Origin of the sequence: Mesorhizobium sp. YR577 (assembly GCF_900116595.1) — a bacterium.
Classification (GTDB): domain Bacteria; phylum Pseudomonadota; class Alphaproteobacteria; order Rhizobiales; family Rhizobiaceae; genus Mesorhizobium_M.
The window spans coordinates 36,954-62,003 of sequence record NZ_FPBI01000024.1 but is presented as its reverse complement, the minus strand read 5'-3'; the positions used below and the strand labels follow the sequence as shown (position 1 = coordinate 62,003).

At 62.5% G+C, this 25,050-nt stretch carries 23 protein-coding genes; 14 read left to right on the top strand and 9 right to left on the bottom strand.

Annotated elements, in window-relative coordinates:
• Positions 1–15: 15 nt before the first annotated feature.
• The 7 genes from BM413_RS26400 to BM413_RS26370 form a co-directional block, all read right to left on the bottom strand.
• The gene (locus tag BM413_RS26400) at positions 16–1,257 is read right to left on the bottom strand and encodes a site-specific integrase (protein WP_091917842.1); all 1,242 of its coding nucleotides are present in this window, start codon (positions 1,255–1,257) and stop codon (positions 16–18) included.
• Positions 1,258–1,404: 147 nt separating this feature from the next.
• Entirely contained in the window at positions 1,405–2,058 is a 654-nt protein-coding gene (radC, locus tag BM413_RS26395) for a JAB domain-containing protein (protein WP_175544446.1), read from the bottom strand.
• A 54-nt stretch (positions 2,059–2,112) separates the two neighbouring features.
• Positions 2,113–2,940, bottom strand: coding sequence for a type I methionyl aminopeptidase (gene map, locus BM413_RS26390; protein ID WP_091917841.1), 828 nt, complete (start codon positions 2,938–2,940; stop codon positions 2,113–2,115).
• A gap of 149 nt (positions 2,941–3,089) precedes the next feature.
• Entirely contained in the window at positions 3,090–4,184 is a 1,095-nt protein-coding gene (locus BM413_RS26385) for an alcohol dehydrogenase family protein (RefSeq protein WP_091917840.1), read from the bottom strand.
• Positions 4,185–4,358: 174 nt separating this feature from the next.
• Positions 4,359–5,738 carry an aspartate aminotransferase family protein gene (locus BM413_RS26380; protein ID WP_091917839.1) on the bottom strand — a complete coding sequence of 460 codons (1,380 nt, stop codon included), beginning with the start codon at positions 5,736–5,738 and terminating at the stop codon, positions 4,359–4,361.
• Positions 5,739–5,762: 24 nt separating this feature from the next.
• On the bottom strand, positions 5,763–7,256 hold the full coding sequence (locus BM413_RS26375) for an NAD-dependent succinate-semialdehyde dehydrogenase (protein ID WP_091917838.1): 1,494 nt from the start codon (positions 7,254–7,256) through the stop codon (positions 5,763–5,765).
• A gap of 119 nt (positions 7,257–7,375) precedes the next feature.
• Positions 7,376–7,873: an Lrp/AsnC family transcriptional regulator gene (locus BM413_RS26370; protein WP_091917837.1), complete on the bottom strand. Its 498-nt coding sequence runs from the start codon at positions 7,871–7,873 to the stop codon at positions 7,376–7,378.
• Positions 7,874–7,957: 84 nt separating this feature from the next.
• On the opposite strand from BM413_RS26370, the gene BM413_RS26365 reads away from it, so the two are divergent.
• The 13 genes from BM413_RS26365 (at position 7,958) to BM413_RS26305 (ending at position 20,531) form a co-directional block, all read left to right on the top strand.
• Complete coding sequence (locus BM413_RS26365) at positions 7,958–9,343, top strand: MocR-like ectoine utilization transcription factor EhuR (protein ID WP_091917836.1); 1,386 nt, start codon at positions 7,958–7,960, stop codon at positions 9,341–9,343.
• A gap of 120 nt (positions 9,344–9,463) precedes the next feature.
• Positions 9,464–10,249, top strand: coding sequence for an ectoine/hydroxyectoine ABC transporter ATP-binding protein EhuA (ehuA, locus tag BM413_RS26360; protein WP_091917835.1), 786 nt, complete (start codon positions 9,464–9,466; stop codon positions 10,247–10,249).
• 66 nt (positions 10,250–10,315) lie between these two features.
• Positions 10,316–11,170: an ectoine/hydroxyectoine ABC transporter substrate-binding protein EhuB gene (ehuB, locus tag BM413_RS26355; RefSeq protein ID WP_091917834.1), complete on the top strand. Its 855-nt coding sequence runs from the start codon at positions 10,316–10,318 to the stop codon at positions 11,168–11,170.
• A 248-nt stretch (positions 11,171–11,418) separates the two neighbouring features.
• Positions 11,419–12,078, top strand: coding sequence for an ectoine/hydroxyectoine ABC transporter permease subunit EhuC (gene ehuC, locus BM413_RS26350; RefSeq protein WP_091917833.1), 660 nt, complete (start codon positions 11,419–11,421; stop codon positions 12,076–12,078).
• A gap of 2 nt (positions 12,079–12,080) precedes the next feature.
• Entirely contained in the window at positions 12,081–12,737 is a 657-nt protein-coding gene (gene ehuD, locus BM413_RS26345; protein WP_091917832.1) for an ectoine/hydroxyectoine ABC transporter permease subunit EhuD, read from the top strand.
• Between the two features lie 5 nt (positions 12,738–12,742).
• Complete coding sequence (gene eutA, locus BM413_RS26340; RefSeq protein WP_091917858.1) at positions 12,743–13,522, top strand: ectoine utilization protein EutA; 780 nt, start codon at positions 12,743–12,745, stop codon at positions 13,520–13,522.
• A gap of 6 nt (positions 13,523–13,528) precedes the next feature.
• Positions 13,529–14,524: a hydroxyectoine utilization dehydratase EutB gene (gene eutB / locus BM413_RS26335; protein WP_091917831.1), complete on the top strand. Its 996-nt coding sequence runs from the start codon at positions 13,529–13,531 to the stop codon at positions 14,522–14,524.
• Positions 14,521–15,513: an ectoine utilization protein EutC gene (eutC, locus tag BM413_RS26330; protein ID WP_091917830.1), complete on the top strand. Its 993-nt coding sequence runs from the start codon at positions 14,521–14,523 to the stop codon at positions 15,511–15,513. The genes eutB and eutC overlap by 4 nt, the downstream gene beginning before the upstream one ends.
• Before the next feature lie 40 nt (positions 15,514–15,553).
• Positions 15,554–16,735 (top strand): ectoine hydrolase DoeA, encoded by a 1,182-nt coding sequence (gene doeA, locus BM413_RS26325; RefSeq protein WP_091917829.1) that lies wholly within the window; start codon positions 15,554–15,556, stop codon positions 16,733–16,735.
• A gap of 12 nt (positions 16,736–16,747) precedes the next feature.
• Positions 16,748–17,749 carry a N(2)-acetyl-L-2,4-diaminobutanoate deacetylase DoeB gene (doeB, locus tag BM413_RS26320; RefSeq protein ID WP_091917857.1) on the top strand — a complete coding sequence of 334 codons (1,002 nt, stop codon included), beginning with the start codon at positions 16,748–16,750 and terminating at the stop codon, positions 17,747–17,749.
• Positions 17,750–17,938: 189 nt separating this feature from the next.
• On the top strand, positions 17,939–19,441 hold the full coding sequence (gene guaB, locus BM413_RS26315) for an IMP dehydrogenase (RefSeq protein WP_091917828.1): 1,503 nt from the start codon (positions 17,939–17,941) through the stop codon (positions 19,439–19,441).
• A 5-nt stretch (positions 19,442–19,446) separates the two neighbouring features.
• Positions 19,447–19,986, top strand: a complete 540-nt coding sequence (locus BM413_RS26310) for a hypothetical protein (protein WP_091917827.1) — start codon at positions 19,447–19,449, stop codon at positions 19,984–19,986.
• Positions 19,987–20,111: 125 nt separating this feature from the next.
• A complete protein-coding gene (locus BM413_RS26305; protein WP_091917826.1) occupies positions 20,112–20,531 on the top strand; it encodes an MAPEG family protein in 420 nt (139 codons plus the stop codon).
• 18 nt (positions 20,532–20,549) lie between these two features.
• Here the strand turns inward: BM413_RS26305 and rnd are convergent, their stop codons facing one another.
• Both rnd and BM413_RS26295 read right to left on the bottom strand, forming a co-directional pair.
• Entirely contained in the window at positions 20,550–21,704 is a 1,155-nt protein-coding gene (gene rnd / locus BM413_RS26300; RefSeq protein ID WP_091917825.1) for a ribonuclease D, read from the bottom strand.
• 70 nt (positions 21,705–21,774) lie between these two features.
• Complete coding sequence (locus BM413_RS26295; RefSeq protein WP_091917856.1) at positions 21,775–23,022, bottom strand: MFS transporter; 1,248 nt, start codon at positions 23,020–23,022, stop codon at positions 21,775–21,777.
• Between the two features lie 203 nt (positions 23,023–23,225).
• Between BM413_RS26295 and aspS the strand changes: the two genes are divergently transcribed.
• The gene (aspS, locus tag BM413_RS26290) at positions 23,226–25,016 is read left to right on the top strand and encodes an aspartate--tRNA ligase (protein WP_175544445.1); all 1,791 of its coding nucleotides are present in this window, start codon (positions 23,226–23,228) and stop codon (positions 25,014–25,016) included.
• Positions 25,017–25,050 lie beyond the last annotated feature (34 nt).

The window sequence follows — 25,050 nt, the reverse complement described above, 5'->3', positions numbered from 1 at the left end:
GGTAGTAGCGAAGGCTTACGTGGCCGCCTTCAAACGCCTTTTGCTCAATAAGGTTTTGACGAAAGTGTTCCACTTCTGCATCGCGACCCGCTTCTCTGGCATATAGTTCCAGCGATCATAGCTCTTGGAGCTGACGTCTTGAAGCGTGTGATTCTGCAGCCGATCGCGGATTTCCTTCGAGAGTCCGGCCTTTCCCGCGAGTGTCTTCCAGGTTCGGCGCAAATCCCTGTTTGTTACGACCGGGATCACCTCGCGCTCGCGCTGGCGCCACATGAATGCGTAAAGAGTACCGTGACTAACGGGCTTAGAAGGATCGGTCGCAGATGGGAAAAACCACCCATGGGCGTTGGGTTTGATCGATTCTATCAACTCTGCCGCCACTGCAGGGACGGGAATGGCGTGCGGCTTGCCATTCTTGGTCTTTGACCAGTCGATGATCCGCTCTTTGGCGTCCCATTGATCGACATTCAGCCTAGCGATTTCTTCGACGCGCTGCCCGGTGAGCATCAGGACGCGAACGGCACGTGCGTAAGGCGGATGAACGGGTGTATCGGGGCATTCGAGCCATCGATATAGGCGAAGGAATTCGTTCTCGTCGAGCCAGCGTGTGCCGACGTTCTTTGGTTCAGTTGGGATATTGGCAGCCGGATTATAGGCAAGGCGAAAACGCCGCTTCGATGTGCTGCGATAATCGTGCTCGGACTTCAAACCCCAGCTATATGCCGATCGGATGTAGCTTCTGACGTGATCTGCCATGGAGCGCTTGCCACGATCGTAGATCGGTCGGATCAATTCAGTGAGTTCATCGGGTTCAATGTCTCGGGCCGGCCGATTCCGACCTAACGTGTCGGCAATCTTGTTCAGACCTTTTTCGACCTCCTTCCACGAGGGTTTTCCCGACTCTTTCAGATTGGACACGTACGCCTCGAAGAGATCGGCGACGGTCCCAGGTCGCGTGTCTCCGGCGATCTTGATGCTGCGTCCCTTTTGGATCATGCCAGCGAAGTCCCGGTCGAAGACCTCGCGCGCCCCTTTTAGCGGCATAGACGGGTATGATCCGAGTTTTTTCTTGAGGCGCTTCTGATCACGCCATTGTTGCGCCATCCAGTCTGCCGTGACCCTAGTTGGCATAGGTTTCATTACCAAGACGAGACGGCCGGTGCCGTGCCCCTCGCCATCAACAAGACTTAGCTGTTTTCCGGTTTGTTCTACCTGTTTCAGGGCGCGGCGGATTTCTCCATCTGTCAGGCTTGGCACTAGGCTCTCCCATCGTGTTCCAAGTGGGGTCGCCAGAGGGGTAGTAGGGGTCGGCGACTGGGGTCAAAAGGGCTCTCGATCCCCTAAAAACCGACCCCAATATGCCATGATATCCGACTCTTCGACAAGTCAGAAAATGCATATGATTCAATGGGTAGTAGCGTGATACACCGTGATTGAATTAGCACGAGTAGGATGGTTGTGGATCAGGACGATTGCGGTGGCCGACAGCTCCAGCGCCCGTTTCACCACTTCGCGCGGATAGACCGGCGTGTGGTCGACCGTGCCGGTCTGCTGCACCTCGTCGGCGATCAGCGCGTTCTTCTTGTCGAGAAAGAGGATGCGGAACTGCTCGCGTTCCTCGAAAGCCATGGCGGCGCGGCAATATTCCAGCACCTGGCTCCACGACGACAGAACTTCGCGGCCCTTGATTTCGCCGCGCGCCATGCGCTGCGCGGCGGCCGCCACGATCTTCAGGTCCATGGCAGCGCCTTCGCCGATATCTTCGACTTCGCGCAGCAGATGCTCCGGCGCGCCGAGAACTTCGGCCAGCGAACCGAACCGTTTCAGCAGCGACTTGGCACGTTCCTTCGTGTCCGCGCGCGGAATGGAGCGGAAAAGCAGCAGCTCCAGTATTTCGTAGTCGGAAAGGGCCGATGGGCCCGCTTCGCGAAACCGTTCGCGCAGGCGCTGGCGATGGCCGAGATAATGCGGCTTTTCTTCAACCGGCTTGGCGGATTTCAAAGGTCTCGGCGGCTGCTCGGCAAAGAAGCCGCGCTCGTCCTCCCGGTCGTCGATCATGCCCAGCATTCCCCCGTATGCAGCCGCGTGAAGCGGCAAGCCCCGAGGAGAATATTAGGAAGACAAACCGGGACGGTCGAGCCCTTTGGGTGACAGCGTGAAAATTTCGCAACCGGTCGCAGTCACGCCGACTGTGTGCTCGTACTGCGCCGACAGCGAGCGGTCGCGGGTGACGGCGGTCCAGCCGTCGGATAGCACCTTCACATGCGGGCGGCCGAGATTGATCATCGGCTCGATGGTGAAGATCATGCCTTCGCGCATCTCTACGCCTTCGTTGACGCTGCCGTAATGCAGGATGTTCGGCGCATCGTGGAAAAGCTGGCCGACGCCGTGACCGCAGAAATCGCGCACCACCGAGCAGCGCTCGGCCTCGGCAAAGGTCTGGATGGCGGCGCCGATCGCGCCGGTGCGCGCGCCGGGGCGCACGGCGGCAATGCCGCGCATCAGGCATTCATGGGTGACTTCGAGCAGGCGCTCGGCGGCGCGCTTGATGGTGCCAACCGGATACATACGGCTGGAATCGCCGTGCCAGCCGTCGAGGATATAGGTCACGTCGATATTGACGATATCGCCATCGCGCAGCGGCTTGTCGTCGGGAATGCCGTGGCAGACGACGTGATTGATCGAGGTGCAGGTGGATTTCGTGTAGCCGCGATAGTTCAGCGTCGCGGGCAGGGCGCCATTGTCCATGCCGAATTCGAAGACGAAACGGTCGATGGCGTTCGTGGTCAATCCGGGCTCGACCATCGATGCCAGCTCGTCCAGGCAGCGGGCGGTGAGGTTGCAGGCCTTGCGCATGCCCTCGAACGCCTCCGCGCCATAGAGGCGGATCTGTCCGGTGTTTCGTGACGGGGCCGTGGCGGCGTCCAGATAGGTGACCATAGATAGAACCTAGAGCTTGCGGATGGCCGAAGGAGCATCGGCCGCATAAGCCCCTGATGTGACACCGGATTGCCCCGGCTTCAAGTCCCAACTGGGGGAGAATGGCCGAAAGACGCAGGCAAACCGGCCATTTCAGCCCCAAAGTTGCGTCAGAAATCGGCTTTCGCGTCAGGAACCACGACGAGCTTGCCGACGAAATCCTTGGCAACGAAATCGGCCTGCGCGCGGTGAAAGTCGGAGAGCTTGTAGACGCCACCGACCAGCGGCTTGATCAGACCCTGCTCGATGTAGCGCACGATCCGCCGGAAATCGCCCCGCGTGCCCTGCGACGAGCCATGCAGCTGAAGCTGCTTGAGATACATAGTTCGCAGATCGAGCTGCACGACCGGCCCGGCAATCGCACCCGCCGTGGTGTAGCGGCCTTCCGGGCGCAGGATGCGCAGGAGATCGTTGAAGATCGCGCCGCCGACGAGATCGGCAACGACATCGATGGGCTGGCCGCCGGTCGTCTCGTTCACCGCCGCGATCAGGTCGGGCGCGCCGCGCGTGATGACGGCCTCCGCGCCGATATCCTTGACCGCCTGTTCCTTGCCAGGCCCCACGATCGCGTAGGGAATGGCGCCGCGGGCTCGGGCAAGCTGGACGATGCCCGAGCCGACGCCGCCCGACGCGCCGGTGACCAGCACCCGCTCGCCGGCTTTCAGGCCGGCCCGCTCCAGCATCTGCTCGCCGGTGAGATAGGCGCAGCAGAAGGTGGCAAGTTCGATATCGGTCATCGCCGTGTCAACGACATGGGCGTTTTCCGCCGGCAGTGCCTGATACTCGGCGTAACCGCCGTCGCGGCCATGGCCCATATAATCGATGTCGGCGAGGCTATCGTCTTCGCGGTTGTAGATCGAGAAATCGACCATCACGCGCTCGCCGATGCGCGATGGCGAAACGCCGTCACCGACCGCCACGATCCGGCCGACGCTGTCGGTTCCCTGGATGCGGGGGAAGGTCAGCGTGTTGCCTTGCCGGCGCCATGTGGAAACCGCGCCGGCGTCTTCCTCGGTGCCGTATGCGCCCTGGCGCACCCAGACGTCGGTGTTGTTCATGCCGCAGGCGGTAACCTCGATCAACACTTCGCCGGGAGCGGGGGCGGGAACGGGTACGTCCTCGCGATAGACCAGCTTTTCAGGACCACCGTGGCCGGTGAGTTGCACGGCGCGCATGGTGACGGGGAGGGAGGATGTGGTGGGCATGTTGATGCTTCCTGATTGGTGTTTGCGCTGCCCCACACCTGCCTGCCGGCATCCTCTCCCCGTATAGTGACGGGGAGAGGAAGGCTGGCCGCGACGCTTCCGCTTCCTTCTTCTCCCCGTTTACGGGGAGAAGGTGCCGGCAGGCGGATGAGGGGCGGCGCTGGCTTTCAAGAACTAGTTATTCGCAAACACGCTCTTCACCGCGTCCGCAGCAGCGGCGATCACCTTATCCGCCTCTTCCCTTGTCAGGCAGAGCGGCGGCGCAAAGCCGAGGATGTCGCCTTGCGGCATGGCGCGGCCGATGACGCCGCGCTCGGCAAGGGCGGTTGCGACTTGCGGGCCGATCTTCTGCGAGGCGTCGAAGAACACTCGGTCGTCCTTGTCAGCGACGAATTCCACCGCAGCCAGCATGCCGTCGCCGCGCACTTCGCCGACATGCTTGTGGCCGGCGAGCGCTTCCGTGAGCCCGGCGCGGAAGTAAGCGCCGGTTTCGCCGGCATTCGTCACCAGATCCAGTTCGTCGATGAGTTCCAGATTGGCAACACCCGCAGCCGCACAGATCGGATGTGCCGAATAGGTCCAGCCATGGCCGAGCGCGCCGAGCTTGTCCGAACCCTGAACGAGTACCTGCCACATCTTGTCCGCGACGATGACGCCCGACAGCGGCGCATAGGCCGAGGTCAGTCCCTTGGCGATGGTGATGAGGTCCGGCTTCATGCCGTAATGGTCGGAGCCGAACATGGTGCCGAGCCGGCCGAAACCGGTGACGACCTCGTCGGCGACAAGAAGAATGTCATATTTCTTCAGCACGGCCTGGATCTTCTGCCAGTAGCCGGCGGGCGGCGGCACGATGCCGCCGGTGCCAAGGATCGGCTCGCCGATGAAGGCGGCAACGGTTTCCGGTCCCTCGGCCAGGATCATTTCCTCGAGCTTGTCAGCACAATGCTGCGAGAACTGCTCCTCGCTCATCGAACGGTCGGCGCGACGGAAATAATAGGGCGCTTCGGTGTGCAGGATCGGCGCGCGCGGCAGGTCGAAAGCGTTGTGGAAGAGTTCCAGCCCGGTGAGCGAGCCGGTCATGACGCCGGAGCCGTGATAGCCGCGCCAGCGCGAGATGATTTTCTTCTTCTCCGGCCGGCCGAGCACGTTGTTGTAGTACCAGATCAGCTTGATGTTGGTTTCGTTGGCGTCCGAGCCGGAGAGGCCGAAATAGACGCGGCTCATGCCGGCGGGCGCGCGGTCGATGATCATCTTGGAAAGCCGGATCGAGGCTTCCGTGCCGTGGCCGACATAGGCGTGGTAATAGGCGAGGTTCTTTGCCTGCTCGGCGATCGCATCGGCGATCTTCTGGCGGCCATAGCCGACATTGACGCAGTAGAGCCCGGCGAAGGCATCGAGGCTGCGCTTGCCCGTGGTGTCGGTGATGTAGACGCCTTCACCGCCGGCAATCACGCGCTGGGGCGATTCCCCGCGCGCATGGGTGCCCATATGGGTCGAGGGATGGAAGAAGTGGTCGCGATCCCAGGCGGCGAGTTCGTTCGACTGTTCGAGCATGGCAGTTTTCCTTGCGTGATTGTTTCAGGCTGCGTCGAGGCAGAGATATTTGAGTTCGGTAAAAGCCTCCAGCCCGTGGCGAGAGCCTTCGCGGCCGAGGCCGGACTGTTTGACGCCGCCGAAGGGGATCGGCGCGCCGGTGATCTTTACACGGTTGATGGCGACCATGCCGTATTCCAGCGCGCGGCCGAGCCGCAACTGGCGGGCGCCATTTTCGGTGACGACATAGGCGACAAGGCCGTATTCGGTGTCATTGGCACGGGCGATCACTTCGTCCTCGGTGTCGAATGGCGTGACGGCAGCGACCGGTCCAAAAGTTTCCTCGCGCATGATGAGCGCATTGTCGGTGAGGTCCGTGAGCAGGGTCGGCTGATAAAACAGTGCGCCGGGCTCGATGCGCTTGCCGCCGGTCAGGCAACGCGCGCCGCGTTTTATGGCATCGGCGACCTGTTCCTCGACCTTGGCGATGGCGCGTTCATGCATAAGCGGGCCGATGTCGACGCCGTCGCTCAGGCCGTCGCCGACCTTGAGCGCGGCGATGCGCTCGGCGAATTTGGTGCAGAAGGCATCATAGACGGAGCGTTGCACATAGATGCGGTTGGCGGCCAGGCAATCCTGCCCGGAGGTCGCGAATTTGGCGTCGATGGCGATTTTCACGGCACGATCCAGATCGGCATCATCGAAGACGATCAACGGTGCGTGCCCGCCGAGTTCCATGACGAGGCGTTTCATGGTCGGGGCGCATTGGGCGGCGATCAGCCGGCCGATCTCGGTCGAACCGGTGAAGCTGAGCGCGCGAACCCGCGCATCCTCGCAAAGCCTGCCGACGATTGCGGCCGCATTGCCGGTGACGATGTTGAACACGCCGACCGGCAGGCCGGCGCGCTCGCCAAGTTCGGCCAATGCGAGCGCTGAAAGCGGCGTCTCGGAGGAGGGGTGGGCAACGATCGTGCAGCCGGCGGCCAACGCTGCGGCGGCCTTGCGGGTCAGCATTGCTGATGGGAAATTCCAAGGCGTGACGACGCCGACGACGCCAAGCGGCTCGCGGCGAACGATCATCTCAGCGTTGGGCAAATGGCTGGTGACGCTCTCCGCGTTGAGGCGCTTTGCCTCCTCGGCGTACCACTCGATGAAGGATGCGGCATAGTCGATTTCGCCAAGGGATTCGGCGAGCGGCTTGCCCTGTTCCAGCGTCATGATCAAGGCGAGGTCTTCCTTCGCAGCGATGATCAGCTCGAACCATTTTCGCAAGATCGCCGAGCGCTGCTGCGGCAGAAGCGAACGCCAGGCGGGGAAAGCGCGGCTGGCTGCATCGATGGCTTGCGAGGTCTGGGCGGCATCCAGCGAGGCAACCCAGGCGAAGGTCTGGCCATTCGAGGGATTGCGCACCTCGAAGGTCTGGCCGGTTTCGGCAGCCGTCCAGTGTCCGTCGACATAGGCGAGTTCGCGCAGCAGGCGGCGGTCGGCAAGGCGATCGAGGGCATCCTGTCGATGGGCGCGAGCGAATTGGGCGGGCATCGGGTTCCTCCGAAGTTGTTCACCCGGAGGGTAGGCGCGGCGGACCGGAGAAAGAGACTTTTCCGGGGGACGCCAGGAGAGAGATTGTCTAGCGCGGCGCTCGTTGCCAGAGAGATCGACTATTGGCTGGCGTCCGGCGGCAGCAATTCCTCGAGCGGCAGCGCGGTCTCTTCCTTCACCGTCTTGATGACGATGTAGGTGAAGTAGCGGTCGATGCCGAGCTCGCGCTCCAGGAGGCCGTCGACCAGCCGCTGATAGGCATCGATGTCGCGCGCCATGACCTTCAGCACATAGTCGACGCCGCCGCCGACCGACCAGCAGGCGACGATTTCGGGAATGTCGCGGATCGCGCGCTCGAAACGGTCGAAATCGGCCTGCCGGTGCGCGCCGAGCGTCACCTCCATCAGCACCGTGGCGACAGGTGCCACCAGCCGCATGGCGAGTTTGGCGTGATAGCCGGTGACGATGCCGGCTTTTTCCAGTTTTCTGAGCCGCATCCAGCATGGCGTGGGCGACAGGCCGACCCGCTCGGCAAGCGCCAGCTTGGTGATGCGCCCGTCGCGCTGGATCGCATCGAGAATGCGCAGATCGATAGGATCGAGTTTTATCGAGGACATGGCTTGCCTGTGAATTCCGTCGATGGACCATGACCGCGCATTTTTTCGATTGTCAATTGCACTGATTATGGTCTCATATAAATCATGACATTCTGGCGCCCGGATCCTGCTCTCATTCGCCGCCCCGCCTATCTTTCGCTTGCCGAACAGATTGCGCGGGCGATCCATGATGGACGCCTTGAAAGCGGGGCAAGATTGCCGACGCACAGGCGCATGGCCGACGACCTGAAACTCTCGGTCCAGACCGTCAGCCGCGCCTATGAGGAGCTTATACGGCGCGGGCTGATCTCGGGCGAGATCGGGCGCGGCAGTTTCGTGCAGACGCAGCGCAAGGAACCGGACCCGCCCTATCTGCCGGAGCGGCTTGGAGAGGTGATCGACCTGTCGATCCTGAAACCCGTCTGCGAGCCGATGCATATCGAGAAGATGAAGCAGGCACTGGGCTGGCTTTCGGAGAATTTGACGTCCAGTGCAGCTTTGTCCTTCCGACCGAACGTTGTGTTCCCGCGCCATCGCGCCATTGCCGCGGACTGGCTGAGGGGCTGCGGGCTGGAGGTGTCGCCGCAGAATATCAGCATCACCAACGGCGCCACGGCCGGCATGACGGTTGCGCTGATGAGTGTTGCGCCGCCCGGTTCGATCGTCGCCACCGAGGCGATCGGCCACCATACGCTGATACCGCTTGCGACCTATCTCGGCTTCGACCTGGAAGGGCTGGCGATCGACGACGAGGGCATGATCCCCGAAGCGCTTGACGAAGCCTGCCGGAAATCGCCGATCCGGGCCGTTTTCGTGCAACCTTCCGTGATCAACCCGACGGCGACGCTGATGGGTTCGGTGCGGCGTTCGCAAATCGCCGAGGTCGCGCGGAGGCACGACATCGCGATCATCGAGAACGACGTGCTTGGCCCGCTGGTGCAGGATCGCGCGCCGCCGATGGCCTATTTCGCACCCGAACGCACGCTTTATGTCACCAGCTTCACCAAGATCGTCGTGCCGGGCCTGCGCGTCGGCTATCTGGTCGCGCCGGACCGTTATGTGGCAGCCGTCGCCAACCGTCATCTCGTCTCGAACTGGATGGCGACGCCCATAGTGGTCGAGATCGCCTCGCGCTGGGTGGCGGACGGAACGGCTATGGAACTGGTCCGCTGGCAGCGCGAAGCGCTTCGCCGCCGCCACGAGATCGCGACCGAGATGCTGGGCGGTGTCGGCTATCTGGCGCACCGCGACAGCCTGCACATCTGGCTGCCGCTGCCCGACCAGCGCACGGAGGAGGGGTTCGTCTCGCAGGCGCGGCTTCAGGGCGTTGCGATCGCGCCCGGCGTTTCATTCCGCATCTCGCAAGGCGAGTGGCAGCCGGCCGTGCGCATCTCGCTCGGCTCGACGACCGAAGGCGAATTGCGGGCAGGGCTGGGCGTGGTGGCTAAGTTGCTGCTCGGCGATCCTGAATTGCTGCTGCTGGCGATTTAGACAAAATGCCTTGAAATCCAGCATATTTCGAAAAATTGTCATGATATTATTTTATGAATTGACATGATTTCATAAACTCCCCATCGTTTGGGCATTCGCTTCTCCCAACAGGAGAGACACATGTCCCAGCCTATCATCAAGATCGACGGCATCACCAAGAGCTTCGGCTCGTTCAGGGTGCTCGACGGCCTCTCGCTGGAGGTCAAGCCGGCTGAGAAGCTGGCGCTGATCGGGCCGTCCGGCTCCGGCAAGACGACGATCCTGCGCATCCTGATGACGCTGGAAAGCATCGATGGCGGTCACATCCAGATCGACGGCGAGCATCTCTACCATATGGAGCGCAACGGCCAGCTGCTGCCGGCCGACGAGCGGCATTTGGCCAGAATGCGCCAGAAGATCGGCATGGTCTTCCAGCTGTTCAACCTGTTTCCGCACAAATCCGTCATCGAGAACGTCACGCTGGCGCCGATGCTGACCAAGGGCGTGAAAAAAGCCGACGCGGAAAAGCGGGCGATGGAACTGCTCGACATGGTCGGCATGGCCGACAAGGCGAAGTCGATGCCGGCGCAGCTTTCCGGCGGCCAGAAGCAGCGCGTGGCGATTGCCCGTGCGCTGGCGCTGTCGCCGAAGATCATGCTGTTCGACGAAGTCACCTCCGCACTCGACCCGGAACTGGTCGAGGAAGTGCTGAACGTCATGCGCAAGCTGGCGGCCGAGACCGACATGACGATGCTGTTGGTGACGCATGAAATGGGCTTTGCCCATGATTTCGCCGACCGCGTGCTGTTTTTCGATCGCGGCAAGATCGTCGAGGAGGGCAAGCCCGACGACATCTTCCGCCATCCCAAGCAGGAACGCACGCAGGCTTTTCTCCGAAAGATCATAGCGGCCGGACACCGCGTCTGACCGCAATGCATGGGCGGCGGGGCCGCTCGAAATACAACCACAAGAAACGAAATGGAGCTGGGAACTATGAACAAGATCAAGGTTTTATTGGCAGGAACGGCCTGCGTGGTCGCGCTTGCTGCCTTTGTCGCGACTGGGCCGGTTTCGGCTGACGACAGCAAGCTGGAGCAGCTGAAGGCGCAAGGCTTTGCCCGCATCGCCATCGCCAACGAGCCGCCTTTCACCGCGGTTGGAGCGGATGGCAAGGTTTCGGGCGCGGCCCCCGACGTGGCGCGTGAAATCTTCAAGCGCCTCGGCGTCGCCGATGTCGTGGCCTCCATCTCGGAATATGGCGCGATGATCCCTGGCTTGCAGGCCGGCCGCCATGATGCGGTCACCGCCGGGCTTTTCATGAAGCCTGAGCGCTGTGCTGCAGTCGCCTATTCCGAGCCAGTGCTGTGCGACGCCGAAGCCTTCCTCTTAAAGAAGGGTAACCCCAAGGGTTTCCAGAGCTATGCCGACATCGCCAAGGACCCGTCGGGCACCATCGGCGCGCCGGGCGGCGGCACCGAGGAAAAGCTGGCGCTCGAAGCCGGCGTGCCGCGTGACCGCGTCATCGTCGTTCCGGACGGCCAGAGCGGCCTGAAGATGCTGCAGGACGGCCGCATCGACGCCTATTCGCTGCCGGTTCTGTCGATCAACGATCTCGTCAAGAAGGCCAACGACCCGAGCCTCGAAGTCGTTGCTCCAGTCGTCGGCGCGCCGGTCTATTGCGATGGCGCCGCCTTCAAGAAGGGCGACGAAGCTTTGCGCGATGCCTTCGACGTGGAGCTCGCCAAGCTGAAGGAATCCGGCGAATTCGCCAAGATCATCGAGCCCTACGGCTTCTCGGCCAAGGCCGCGATGTCGACGACGCGCGAAAAGCTCTGCGCGGCAAAGTAAGGCAGAGTTCGACCCCCACTCCGTCTCGGCTTCGCCGAGCCACCTCTCCCCCGATCGACGGGGGAGAGGAAAAGCCGGCCGCAAAGCTAGGCGCCCTTCCTCTCCCCTTTTGAGGGGGAGAGGTGTCGAGCGTAGCGAGACGGAGTGGGGGTAAGCTGTGCCGTATGCGATTGTTTTTTCCTCAACCGGCGAGAAGCAACTGAAACCGCCTCCGCGCAAAATCACCGATCTGGGAAACCATTGAATTCATGATCGACTGGTCCGGATATCTAGGCCTCATCCTGCAAGGCGCCGTCATCACCGTCGAACTGACGGTGATGGGCTCTGCGCTGGCGCTGGTGATGGCCTTCGTCGCGGGGCTCGGCCGCCTGTCGCGCTTCTGGGCGGTGCGGGCGCTGGCCACGACCTATATCGAGTTTTTTCGCGGCACCTCGATTTTCGTCCAGCTTTTCTGGGCCTATTTCGTGCTGCCGTTCATGGGCATCACGCTGACGCCGCTGCAGGCCGGCGTGCTGGCGCTGGGCCTGAATGTCGGCGCCTATGGAGCCGAAGTGGTGCGCGGTGCGGTGCAGTCCATCGGCCGCGAACAATATGAAGCCTGCGTTGCGCTCAATCTCGGCCGCTGGCAGGCGATGCGCCACGTCATCCTGCCGCAGGCGTTTCTCCTGATGCTGCCGACCTTCGGCAACAATGCGATCGAGCTTCTGAAGGCGACCGCCGTCGTTTCGCTGATTTCGCTCACCGACATGACCTTTCAGGCGCAGGTGGTGCGCGCCCAAACCGGCAACACGCTGGTGCCTTTCACCACCATATTGATCCTCTACTTCGCCATCGCCTGCGTGATTTCCTACGGCATGCGCGCGCTCGAACGCCGCATGGCACGCGGCCTCGACGGCGTGAGGAGCTGACCATGGAGTGGGATTGGGATTTCGTCTGGCAGATCATGCCGACCCTTATCCAGGGCGTGAAGATCACTATTCTGGCGACGCTGCTCGGCTCTGTGCTGGCGGCGGTCGTCGGGCTGGGCATCGCGCTGGCGCGCCGCTCGCCGAACAAGCTGCTGTCGCGGCCGGTCGGCTTTCTTGCGGAATTCATTCGCGGCACGCCGCTTCTGGTCCAGCTCTATTTCATCTTCTACGTGCTGCCCGATATCGGCATCACGCTATCGCCAATGGTGGCGGGCGTGATCGGGCTTGGGCTGCATTACGGTACCTACACGGCGGAAGTTTACCGCGCCGGCATGGACAATGTGCCGCGCGGCCAGTGGGAGGCGGCGAAGGCCTGCAATCTGAGCGCGCGCCAGACCTGGACGCAGATCATCCTGCCGCAGGCTCTGCCGCCGATGATCCCGGCGCTGGCGAACTATTTCATCGCCATGTTCAAGGAAACGCCGCTGCTCTCTGCCATCACCGTGCTGGAACTGATGAACCAGGCCAAGAGCGTCGCCAATTCCAGCTACCGCTATGTCGAGCCGATCACCATGGTCGGCGCATTCTTCCTCATCATCAGCCTGATCTCGGTCTTCGCATTGCGCTGGCTGGAACGGCGGTATGGGCGGATAGGTTGAAGATCATGAAGCCATTGCCCGAAATCAGGATGAGCCAGGCGCGCCCGATGCTCGACGATCGCCCGATGGCGAAGCGTGTCGGCCTGATCGCGCTTGCGACCGACCACACATCGGAGGTCGATTTCCAGCGCATGGTCGCCGGTCCACGCATCGGCGTCTATGTCGCCCGCATCGACTACGCCAATCCGACGACGCCGGAAAACCTGCGCAAGATGCAGCCGTCGCTGACCGAAGGCGCAAGGCTGATCCTGCCGGGCGAGGAACTCGACGCGATCTGCTATTCCTGCACCTCCGCTTCGGCGGTGATCGGCGACGACGAAATAACGGCGGCAATCCAGGCGGCAAAGCCCGGTGTGCCGGTCGTTACGCCGACCCTGGCCAGCGTGCGCGGCCTGCGGGCGCTCGGCGTCGGCAAGATCAGCGTGCTGACGCCCTATACGGTCGAGACGAGCCGGCCAATGGCGGCTTACTTTGCCGGCCACGGTTTTGAGCTCGTCAACTTCACCTGCCTTGGTTTCGACGACGATCGCGAGATGGCGCGGATACCGCCTGCTTTGCTCATCGAGCTGGCGCGCGATGCCATCGCGCCGGGTGCGGAAGCGCTGTTCATTTCCTGCACGGCTCTGCGGGCTGCGGGCGTTGCTGCCGATATCGAGGAGGCGATCGGCAGGCCTGTCGTTACCAGCAATCTCGCCAGCGCCTGGAACTGTCTGCGCCTGTGCGGAGACGACAAAGCGCATCCAGAACTCGGCCGGCTGATGACCATGCCGCTGGCGGCAGACTGATTTGCCATGACTGATTTCGTTACCCTTCACGACATCCAGACCGCGCGTTCACGCATCGCCGGCAAGATCGTCCACACGCCCACCGTGCAGTCCGTGGCGCTGTCGGAGATCGCCGGCGTGCCGGTTTTCCTGAAGCTCGAGCATCACCAGACAACCGGTGCATTCAAATTGCGCGGCGCATCCAACGCCATCGCCTCGCTCTCATCGGACGAGAAGCGGCGCGGCGTTGTGGCCGCATCGACCGGAAACCATGGCCGCGCGCTGGCCTATGCCGCCTCGCTGGAAGGCATCCGCGCGATCATCTGCATGTCCAGTCTGGTGCCGCAGAACAAGGTCGATGAAATCCGCAGGCTGGGTGCCGAGATACGCATCGTTGGAAAATCCCAGGACGATGCGCAGGAAGAGGTTGACCGTCTGGTGGCTGAAAGGCAACTTGTGATGGTACCGCCGTTCGATCATTCGGCGGTCATCGCGGGTCAGGGAACCATCGGGCTGGAAATGCTCGACGACGTGCCGGACACCGTGACGGTGGTGGTGCCGGTTTCGGGCGGGGGGCTTGGAGCCGGCATCGCTGCTGCCGTCAAGGGCCTCAAACCTTCCATAAAAGTCGTCGGCGTCTCTATGGAACGCGGCGCGGCGATGAAGGCGAGCTTCGACGCTGGCCGGCCGGTGCTGGTAAAGGAAATGCAGAGCCTTGCCGATTCGCTCGGCGGCGGCATCGGCCTCGACAACCGCCTGACATTTGCGATGTGCCGCGACCTGCTGGACGATCTGGTGCTGCTGTCCGAAGACGAGATCGCAGCCGGGATCCGGCATGCCTACGCGGTCGAGCGCGAGATCGTGGAAGGGGCAGCGGCTGTCGGCATCGGCGCGCTGCTTGCCGGCAAGATTAAATCGAGCGGCCCGGTCGTCTTGGTCCTGTCCGGACGCAACATCGACATGGAATTGCACCGGAAGATCGTCTGCGGCGAGCGCGACCCGTTTGCGGAGATCGCCGCATGAGCCGCATGACCATCCTCACCGAAGGCGATCTGCGCAAGATCGTCACGCTCGATCTGGAAGCGGTCGCCTGCGTCGAAAACGCTTTCCATGCGCTGGCGACGAAAGCGGTCGCCATGCCGCCGATCCTGCGGCTCGACATTCCCGAACATCGCGGCGAGGTCGACGTGAAGACGGCCTATGTGCCGGGCATCGACGGCTTCGCCATCAAGATCAGTCCCGGTTTCTTCGACAATCCCAAGCTTGGACTGCCGAGCCTGAACGGCATGATGGTGCTGCTCTCGGCGCGAACCGGTCTGGTCGAGGCGCTGCTGCTCGACAATGGCTATCTCACCGACGTGCGCACCGCGGCTGCCGGTGCGGTTGCGGCAAAGCATCTGGCGCGTGAGGATTCGCTGATAGCCGCGATTTTTGGCGCAGGCGTTCAGGCCGGTTTGCAGCTTGAGGCGCTCACCCTGGTACGCCCGATCAAGGAAGCACGCATATGGGCGCGCGATCTGGGCAAGGCCGAGATCGCGGCGCAGCAGTTTGCCGAACGCCTTGGAATTGCGGTTCGCGCCGAACCCGACGCCGAAAAGGCGGTAGCGGGCGCCGATATCATCATCACCACCACACCTTCCGACCGTCCGATCCTGCAAGCCAAATGGCTGGAGCCCGGGCAGCATATTACCGCCATGGGTTCGGATTCCGAGCACAAGAACGAACTCGATCCCGCAATCATTGCCAAGGCCGATCTCTACGTCGCCGACAGGCTGAGCCAGACGCGGCTGCTGGGCGAACTCCATCACGCGATCAAGGCAGGACTGGTCGAGGAGAGCGCGGTGTTTGCCGAACTCGGCGAGGTGATCGCGAAAGCGAAGCCGGGCCGCGCGTCGGACCGGCACATCACTGTCGCCGACCTGACCGGTACAGGCGTGCAGGACACGGCAATCGCCACGCTGGCAAGCGACCGCGCCAAGGCGGCTGGCGCGGGCACCACCTTCGAAAGCTGATTTTGGCCATCGGCCCAAAAACACGAGGAAACGACAGAGAATGACCGGACCAAACCTCAAATTTTCGCGCGGCGAATATGCCGATCGCCTCGCCAAGACGCGGCGCGCCATGGAAGCCAAGGGCGTCGATCTGCTGATCGTCAGCGATCCGTCCAACATGGCGTGGCTGACTGGTTACGACGGCTGGTCGTTCTACGTGCATCAGGCGGTGATCGTGCCGCCGCAGGGCGAGCCGGTCTGGTACGGGCGCGGGCAGGACGCCAACGGCGCCAAGCGCACGGCCTATCTCGCGCATGACAACATCGTCGGTTACGCCGACCATTACGTGCAGTCGACCGAGCGTCATCCGATGGACTTTTTGTCCGAGACGCTTGCGTCGCGCGGCTGGGACAAGCTCACCATCGGCGTAGAGATGGACAATTACTGGTTTTCGGCCGCCGCCTACGCCGCGCTGCAGAAGCATCTGCCGAATGCGCGCTTCGTCGACACGACAGCGCTGGTGAACTGGCAGCGCGCGATCAAGAGCGCGCAGGAGATCGACTATATGCGCAAGGCGGGGCGCATCGTCGAAGCCATGCACCAACGCATCGTCGACAAGATCGAGGTCGGCATGCGCAAATGCGATCTGGTTGCCGAAATCTATGACGCCGGCACGCGCGGTGTTGATGGCATTGGCGGCGATTATCCGGCGATCGTGCCGCTGCTGCCGTCGGGCGTCGATGCGTCAGCGCCGCATCTGACCTGGGACGACAAGCCGATGAAGTCGGGCGAGGGCACCTTCTTCGAGATCGCCGGCTGCTACAATCGCTATCACCTGCCGCTGTCGCGCACCGTTTTCCTCGGCAAGCCGACGCAGGAATTCCTCGATGCGGAGAAGGCGACGCTGGAGGGCATGGAAGCCGGTCTTGCTGCGGCAAAGCCCGGCAACACCTGCGAGGACATCGCCAATGCTTTCTTCGCGGTGCTGAAGAAGTATGGCATCGTCAAGGACAACCGCACCGGCTACTCGATCGGGCTTTCCTATCCGCCGGATTGGGGCGAGCGCACGATGAGCCTGCGCCCCGGCGACAAGACCGAGCTGAAACCCGGCATGACCTTCCACTTCATGACCGGCCTGTGGCTGGAAACGATGGGGCTGGAGATCACCGAAAGCATCCTGATCACCGAAACCGGCGTGGAGTGCCTGGCCAACGTGCCGCGCCAGCTTTTCGTGAAGGAATAAAGGTCGATGCTCATGGCAAATCAGCGCCCCTCACCAATCACGCCCACCGTCGATTTCGACAAGCCCGGCGTGCAGCACGGTTTCCTGCGACTGCCCTACAGCCGGGATGATTCGGCCTGGGGCTCGGTGATGATCCCGCTGACGGTGGTGAAGAACGGCAGCGGGCCGACGGCGCTGCTGACCGGGGGCAACCATGGCGACGAATATGAGGGGCCGATCGCACTTTTCGACCTTGCCCGCACGCTCGATGTGAAAGATGTTTCCGGCACGGTCATCATCGTGCCGGCGATGAACTATCCGGCCTTCCGCGCCGGCACGCGCACATCGCCAATCGACAAGGGCAACATGAACCGCAGCTTTCCGGGGCGCCCGGACGGCACGGTGACGGAAAAGATCGCCGACTATTTCCAGCGCGAACTGCTGCCGCGCGCCGATGTCGTGCTCGACTTTCATTCGGGCGGCAAAACGCTTGATTTCGTTCCGTTCTGCGCCGCCCACATCCTTCTGGACAAGAAGCAGGAAGAGGAGGCATTTGCGGCTGTGAAGGCATTTTCCGCGCCATTCTCCATGCGCATGCTGGAGATCGATGCGGTCGGCATGTACGACACCGCCGCCGAGGAAATGGGCAAGATCTTCGTCACGACCGAGCTGGGCGGTGGCGGCACGTCGCGCGCCGAAACAGTTCGGATCGCCAAACGCGGCACGCTCAACGTGTTGCGCCATGCCGGCATCGTTGCGGGTGCGGTCGAAAGCCAGCCGACGCAATGGCTCGACATGCCGTCGGGCGATTGTTTCTCCTTCGCGCAAGACGAAGGCATGATCGAACCTGTTGTCGATCTGGGCGACGCGGTTGAGGTAGGGCAGGTGGTCGCCCGCATCTATCCGGTTGGACGCACCGGGCAGGCGCCGGCTGAAATCAAGGCCGGGCTTTCGGGTATCCTCACGGCCCGGCATTTCCCCGGTCTGGTCAAGCCTGGCGATTGCGCGGCAGTGGTCGCCGTGCTGGTCGATTGATCATATGCGCAACGCTCCTTCCCGCCTCAGCCGTCGGCGGGAAGCTGTGACACGATAGCGAATCCGCACGCCCGATACTTTTCATCGGCACCGAGACGTGTTACCAGCCCGTGCCAATCCTGAAAGGGAAAGAAAGAGTCTGCGCAGCTCAAACGAGCCAGCGCTGGCTTAACGCATCAAGGGCTGGCCATGGCAAAAATCATAGAAACCGCGACGGGCGCGACGGCGCTTACTTTTGACGACGTGCTCCTGCAGCCCGGTCATTCGGAAGTCATGCCGGGTGAGACAGACGTCCGCACCATCATCGCCGGCGACATCGAACTCAACATTCCGATCCTTTCCGCAGCCATGGATACGGTGACCGAATCGCGCCTCGCTATCGCCATGGCGCAGGCTGGCGGCATTGGCGTCATCCATCGCAATTTCACGCCCGCCGAGCAGGCCGAGCAGGTGCGCCAGGTCAAGAAGTTCGAATCGGGCATGGTCGTCAATCCGGTGACGATCGGGCCGGATGCGACGCTGGCCGACGCGCAGGCGCTGATGCGCAATCATGGCATCTCCGGCATTCCGGTCGTCGAGAACGGCGGCTCGGGCGGGCAGATCGTCGGCCGGCTGGTCGGCATCCTGACCAATCGCGACGTGCGCTTCGCCACTGACCCGGCGCAGAAGGTCTATGAGCTGATGACCCGGGAAAACCTGATCACGGTCAAGGAGAATGTCGATCAGACCGAGGCCAAGCGGCTGCTGCACCAGCACCGCATCGAGAAGCTGGTTGTGGTCGACAAGGCCGGCAACTGCGTCGGCCTTATCACCGTCAAGGATATCGAGAAGTCGCAGCTCAACCCGAACGCCACCAAGGATTCGCAGGGCCGCCTGCGCGCTGCCGCTGCGACCAGCGTCGGCGAGGACGGTTTCGAGCGTGCCGAACGCCTGATCGATGCTGGCGTTGACCTGCTGGTCATCGATACCGCGCACGGCCATTCGCAGCGCGTTCTCGATGCCGTCACCCGCGCCAAGAAGCTTTCGAATTCGGTACGCATCATGGCTGGCAACGTGGCGACCGCGGCTGGCACGCAGGCGCTGATCGATGCCGGCGCGGATGCCGTCAAGGTCGGCATCGGGCCGGGCTCGATCTGCACGACGCGCATTGTGGCCGGCGTCGGCGTTCCGCAATTGTCGGCCATCATGTCGGCTGTCGAGACGGCACATAAATCCGGCGTGTCGGTCATCGCCGATGGCGGCATCAAATATTCCGGCGACCTGGCCAAGGCGCTGGCCGCTGGCGCCAGTGCTGCGATGGTCGGCTCGCTGCTGGCCGGCACGGACGAAAGCCCCGGCGAGGTCTATCTCTATCAGGGCCGCTCGTTCAAAGCCTATCGCGGCATGGGTTCGGTCGGCGCCATGGCGCGCGGCTCGGCCGATCGCTACTTCCAGGCGGAAGTGCGCGACACGCTGAAGCTGGTTCCCGAAGGCATCGAAGGTCAGGTGCCGTACAAAGGCCCGGTCTCGGGCGTGCTGCATCAGCTTGCCGGCGGCCTCAAGGCTGCGATGGGCTATGTCGGCGGCCGCGATCTTGCAGACTTCCGCGAGCGCGCCACCTTCGTGCGCATCTCCAATGCGGGCCTGCGTGAAAGCCACACCCATGACGTGACGATCACGCGCGAAAGCCCGAACTACCCCGGCGGCTTCTGAAGCTGATGGTTGCCAGACTGGCACGGCATGCCGGGGCGCTCTGCGTTGCCTCGGCATGTGTATTTGCCGCAATGGTCCTGCTGGAATTCTTCTATTTCCGCAGTCTGAGCGGTGGGCTGCCGTCGCTCGACATGCGCTATTTCGGTTTCACGCCGGATGAAGGCATGGAGTGGCTGACAGCGCTGGGGCGGCGCGGCAGCGAGAACATCCTCGTCTGGCACTATCTGACATTCGATCTTCTGTTCCCGGCATTGCTGTCGGTGACGCTGGTCGCCCTGATTCTGGCTGCGGGAAACCGGCTTCGGCGTTTTTCGGCCCTGTCCGAAAACGCACGCTCGAGTTTCGCGCTCGGCCTGGTGCTGCCCTACACGGTTGCAGACTATGCTCAGAATATTGCGGTTGCGCGGGTACTATCGGACCCGGTTGCAGCCAATCCGGATACGCTCTCGCTGGCCTCTGGGCTGATCGTCGCGAAATTCGCGCTCGGCGCAATTCCGATCATCGTCATTGTGGCACTGGTCCTGGCAGGCCAAAGGGAAAGCTGAGAAAGCCAGAGCGGTTCAGCTTCTGGTCGAAACGCCGAACCGCTCTAAGTATCTGTTTTTACGCAATCCTGGACGCAAAACCGCTACACAGTTTTCCTGGAATTGCTCCGGGTGGGAGGCCAACCATGAATCCGACGGCAATCTTCTGGCCGGTCATTGCCCATGTGGTGCTGGTCTACATCGTCTATGCGGTCGTGGGTAAGCGGCGTTACCATGCGGTGCAGTCGGGCGAGGCGAAGACCTCGCAATTCCGTGGCCGCACGGACGAACCGTCAAGCAGCGCCACCGCCTCGAACAATTTGATGAACCAGTTCGAGCTTCCGGTCCTGTTTCACGTCGTTTGCCTGGCGCTGTTCGTTACCAGCGGCGTCGCCTATGTGCCGGTGGCACTGGCTTGGCTTTTCGCCATTTCACGCTATGTGCACGCCTGGGTGCATCTGACGGGCAATCGCATTCGCTATCGTCAGCCGGCGTTCTCGCTCGGCTTCCTCGCGCTGGCCGCGCTCTGGATCTGGTTTGGGCTGCATCTGCTGGCAGTGGTTTGAAAGTGCCGGCAGGGCGCTCTATTTGTTTTCGAACACCGTAATCTTCTTGTTTTCGAATTTGAGCGCCAGTTCGCCGCGAACCAGGCGCACGGCGATGTCGCCGAACACCTCGCGCCGCCAGCCGTGCATGGCCGGCACGTCGGCTTCTTCGCCATCCGCGGCGAGACGGTCGATGTCATCGCTCGAGGCAAGGACCTTGGCAGCCACGCCTTCCTTTTCGGCCACTTGCCGCAGCAGCACCTTGAGCAGTTCGGCAGCCGCACTGGTGCCTTCGGGCGCCTGGACGACCTTGGGCAACCGCGGCATCTGCTCCTTGGGGATGCCGAGCGCGCTGTTGACGATTTCGAGAAGCGTCGTCGCGGTGGAAGACCGTTCCCAGCCTTTCGGCACGGTGCGCAGGCGGGAAAGGGCGGTGGCATCGCGCGGCTGCTGCTGGGCGATCTCGTAGATGGCGTCATCCTTCAGCACGCGCCCGCGCGGCACGTTGCGTTCGCGCGCCTCGCGCTCGCGCCATGCGGCAACCGCCTGCACCACGGCAAGCTCGACGGGCTTGCGCAGGCGCATCTTGAGGCGCTTCCAGGCATCGTCAGGATGCGGATCGTAGGTTTCGCGGGAGGTCAGGACCTCCATTTCCTCGTTCAGCCAGTGGGCGCGGTTGTCGCGTTCGAGCTGGGCCTGGAGGTGCTGGTAGACGTCGATCAGATGGGTGACGTCGGCCAGCGCGTAGGTGAGCTGCTTTTCCGACAGCGGCCGGTGGCGCCAGTCGGTGAAGCGCGAGGACTTGTCGAGATGCGTGCCGGTGATCTTCTGCACGAGCTGGTCGTAGGAGACGCTGTCGCCGAAGCCGCACACCATCGCCGCCACCTGGGTGTCGAACACCGGGTGTGGGATAAGGCCGCCGAGGTGGAAGATGATTTCGATGTCCTGACGGGCGGCGTGGAAAACCTTGATCACTGCCTCGTTCGCCATCAGCGCGAAAAACGGCTTCAGGTCGATATCAGGCGACAGCGGATCAACCAGCGCGGTGACGCCGGGAGCGGCCATCTGGATCAGGCAGAGTTCCGGCCAGAAGGTGGTTTCGCGGATGAACTCGGTATCGACGGTTACGAAAGCGGATTTTTCGAGCGCCGCGACGGCAGTTTCAAGTTCTTGCTGGGTCGTTATGACGTGCATGAAATTTCTTTGACCTAAAAAGCAACGTCATTTCCTTTCAGTCCCAGACGCTTTCGTCAAGCGTCGAGGCTCATTCGTCCTTGCCCGATTTGGCTGAATCGCCGGTCCGGCGGGCAAGCCGGGCAAAAATCGTCGACGTGCGCAAAAGAGCCGTGAAGCGGCCGCGATGATTGGCTGGCACGGGTGAGCGCACGCCCATCCTGTAAAGCGTGATCAATATGAAAATCGCATAGATCGCCGCCATGAAGGTGAAAAGCGAATGCGGGCCGAAATATTGCATCACCGTTGACGCAGCCAGCGGACCGCCGATGGCGCCGAAGGAATAGAAAAGCATCAGCGCGGCATTGACCAGAACGAACTCGCCCTTGCCGGCGCGGTCGTTGGCGTGTGCGGCCGAAAGCGAAAACAGCGGCATGGCGAAGGAGCCGAAGACGAAGACGAAGGCGAAATTGGCGATGACGGTGCTTCCGGCCAGGAACACGATGGCCAGCGCCGACAGCATCGCGCAGCAGGTGGTCAGAAGCAGCACCTTGCGCCGGTCCCAGCGGTCCGAGAGATAGCCGAGCGGATACTGGATCAGCGCACCGCCGATGATGCCGACGCTGATGAAGGTGACGACGTCGGCCACCGACATGCCTATCTGCTCGGCATAGACGGGCGACAGCGTTCGGAACGCGCTGTTGGTAACGCCGACGGCGATGCAACCGATGCAGCCGAGCGGCGAGATGCGCCAGACCCTGGCCAGATCGAGCTTCACGTCTTCCGGCGGTTTCGGGTTCGAGCGGTCGCCCAGCGATACCGGAACCAGCGACAGCGTGATCATGATCGACATGATGGCGAAGATGGTGAAACCACCGGCGCCGAAGACGGGGATCATGAACTGCGCACCGGTGACGGAGCCGATGTCGATGATGCGGTAGAGCGCCAGCACGCGGGCGCGGTCGTGATTCTGCACGCCGGAGTTCAGCCAGCTCTCCATGATCGTGAACAGGCCGGCAAAGCAGAAGCCCGTTGCAAAACGGATGGCCGACCACATGATCGGGTCGATGACCAGGACGAGCATAAGCGTTCCGGCCGAGGCGATGGCCGCCAGCGCCGAGAAGGAGCGGACATGGCCGACCGCCTTCATGATGCGGGTTATGGCGATGCAGCCGAGCAGGAAGCCGGCAAAATAGGACGTGCCCATGAAGCCGATGGTGGAGGCTGAAAAGCCTTCCTGGGCGCCGCGGAGCGCAATGAGCGTGCCCTGGAGGCCGTTGCCACCGAGGAGAATGCCGGCGGCAATGAGCAGGGGTATCAGCGGGCGTATGGAAGACATCAGGCTTTCAGTCTGGCAATGAAGCGTCAGTAGTGAACCATCGCCCTGGCGATTGCCAGCGGCAAACCCGACAGCCATTGGACCAAAACGCGGCATTGCCTTGACAAAACCGGGCTCGCATGCGCTTTTCGCGCGAATTTTGGAGCCGGCGGCAAAAATGCGCCGGCCTGATCACGCCAACATCCCGGACCGGAAATTTGACCATGCACCGTTACCGCAGCCATACCTGCGCTCAGTTGAGGAAATCCGACGTCGGATCGAGCGTCCGCCTTTCCGGCTGGGTCCATCGCGTCCGCGACCATGGCGGCCTTCTGTTCATCGACATACGCGACCACTACGGCCTGACGCAGATCGTCGCCGACCCGGATTCGCCGGCCTTCAAGATCGCCGAGACGGTTCGCGGCGAATGGGTCATCCGCGTCGACGGCGAGGTCAAGGCGCGCATGGCCGAGACGGTCAACGCCAACCTGCCGACCGGCGAGATCGAGGTTTTCGCCCGCGAGATCGAGGTTCTTTCGGCGGCCAAGGAATTGCCGCTGCCGGTGTTCGGCGAGCCGGACTATCCGGAAGACATCCGCCTGAAATACCGCTTCATCGACCTGCGCCGCGACACGCTGCACCGGAATATCGTCCAGCGTACCAAGATCATCGCCGAAATGCGCAAGCGCATGGGCGAATCGGGCTTCACTGAATATTCGACGCCGATCCTGACCGCTTCGAGCCCGGAAGGCGCGCGCGACTTCCTGGTGCCGAGCCGCATCCATCCCGGCAATTTCTACGCGCTGCCGCAGGCGCCGCAGCAGTACAAGCAGCTGATCATGGTGTCGGGCTTCGACCGCTATTTCCAGATCGCGCCCTGCTTCCGCGACGAGGATCCGCGCGCCGACCGCCTGCCGGGCGAATTCTACCAGCTCGACCTCGAAATGAGCTTTGTCGAGCAGGACGACGTTCTGGCGACGATGGAACCGGTCATGCGCGGCGTGTTCGAGACGTTTGCCAACGGCAAGCCGGTGACGCAGGAATTCCCGCGCATTCCCTACGATGTCGCGATGCGCAAATATGGTTCGGATAAGCCGGATCTGCGCAACCCGATTGAGATGCAGAATGTTTCCGAGCATTTCCGTGGCTCGGGCTTCAAGGTATTCGCCGGCATTCTGGCAAATGATGCGAAGGCCGAAGTCTGGGGTATTCCGGCCAAGACCGGCGGCTCCCGCGCTTTCTGCGACCGCATGAACTCCTGGGCGCAGGGCGAGGGCCAGCCGGGTCTCGGCTATATCTTCTGGCGCAAGGAAGGCGACAAGCTCGAGGGCGCCGGCCCGATCGCCAAGAACATCGGCGAGGAACGCACCGAAGCCATTCGCCAGCAGCTCGGCCTTGAGGATGGCGATGCTGCGTTCTTCGTTGCCGGCGATCCGAAGAAATTCGTCTCCTTCGCAGGTGCTGCCCGCACGCGCGCCGGCGAGGAGCTGAACCTCGTCGACCGCGATCGTTTCGAGCTGTGCTGGATCGTTGATTTCCCGTTCTTCGAATGGAACGAGGACGAGAAGCGCATCGACTTCGCGCACAACCCGTTCTCCATGCCGCAGGGCGGTATCGACGCACTGAATGGTGCAGAACCGCTCGGCATCAAGGCGTTCCAGTACGACATGGTCTGCAACGGCTTCGAGATCGCCTCGGGCGGCATCCGCAACCACCTGCCGGAAACGATGGTGAAAGCCTTCGAGATGGTCGGCCTGGATCGCCAGACGGTCGAGGATCGCTTCGGCGGCCTCTACCGCGCCTTCCAGTACGGCGCGCCGCCGCATGGCGGCATGGCGGCCGGCATCGACCGCGTGGTCATGCTGCTGGTCGGAGCGAAGAACCTGCGCGAGGTGACGATGTTCCCGATGAACCAGCAGGCCTTCGACCTGTTGATGGGCGCGCCGTCGCCGGCAACGCCGCAGCAACTCCGCGAACTGGAATTGCGCCCGGCCGCGCCTAAGAAAGAAGCTTAAGCTGGCGGGTTAATCTATTCATTCAGCAAAAAGC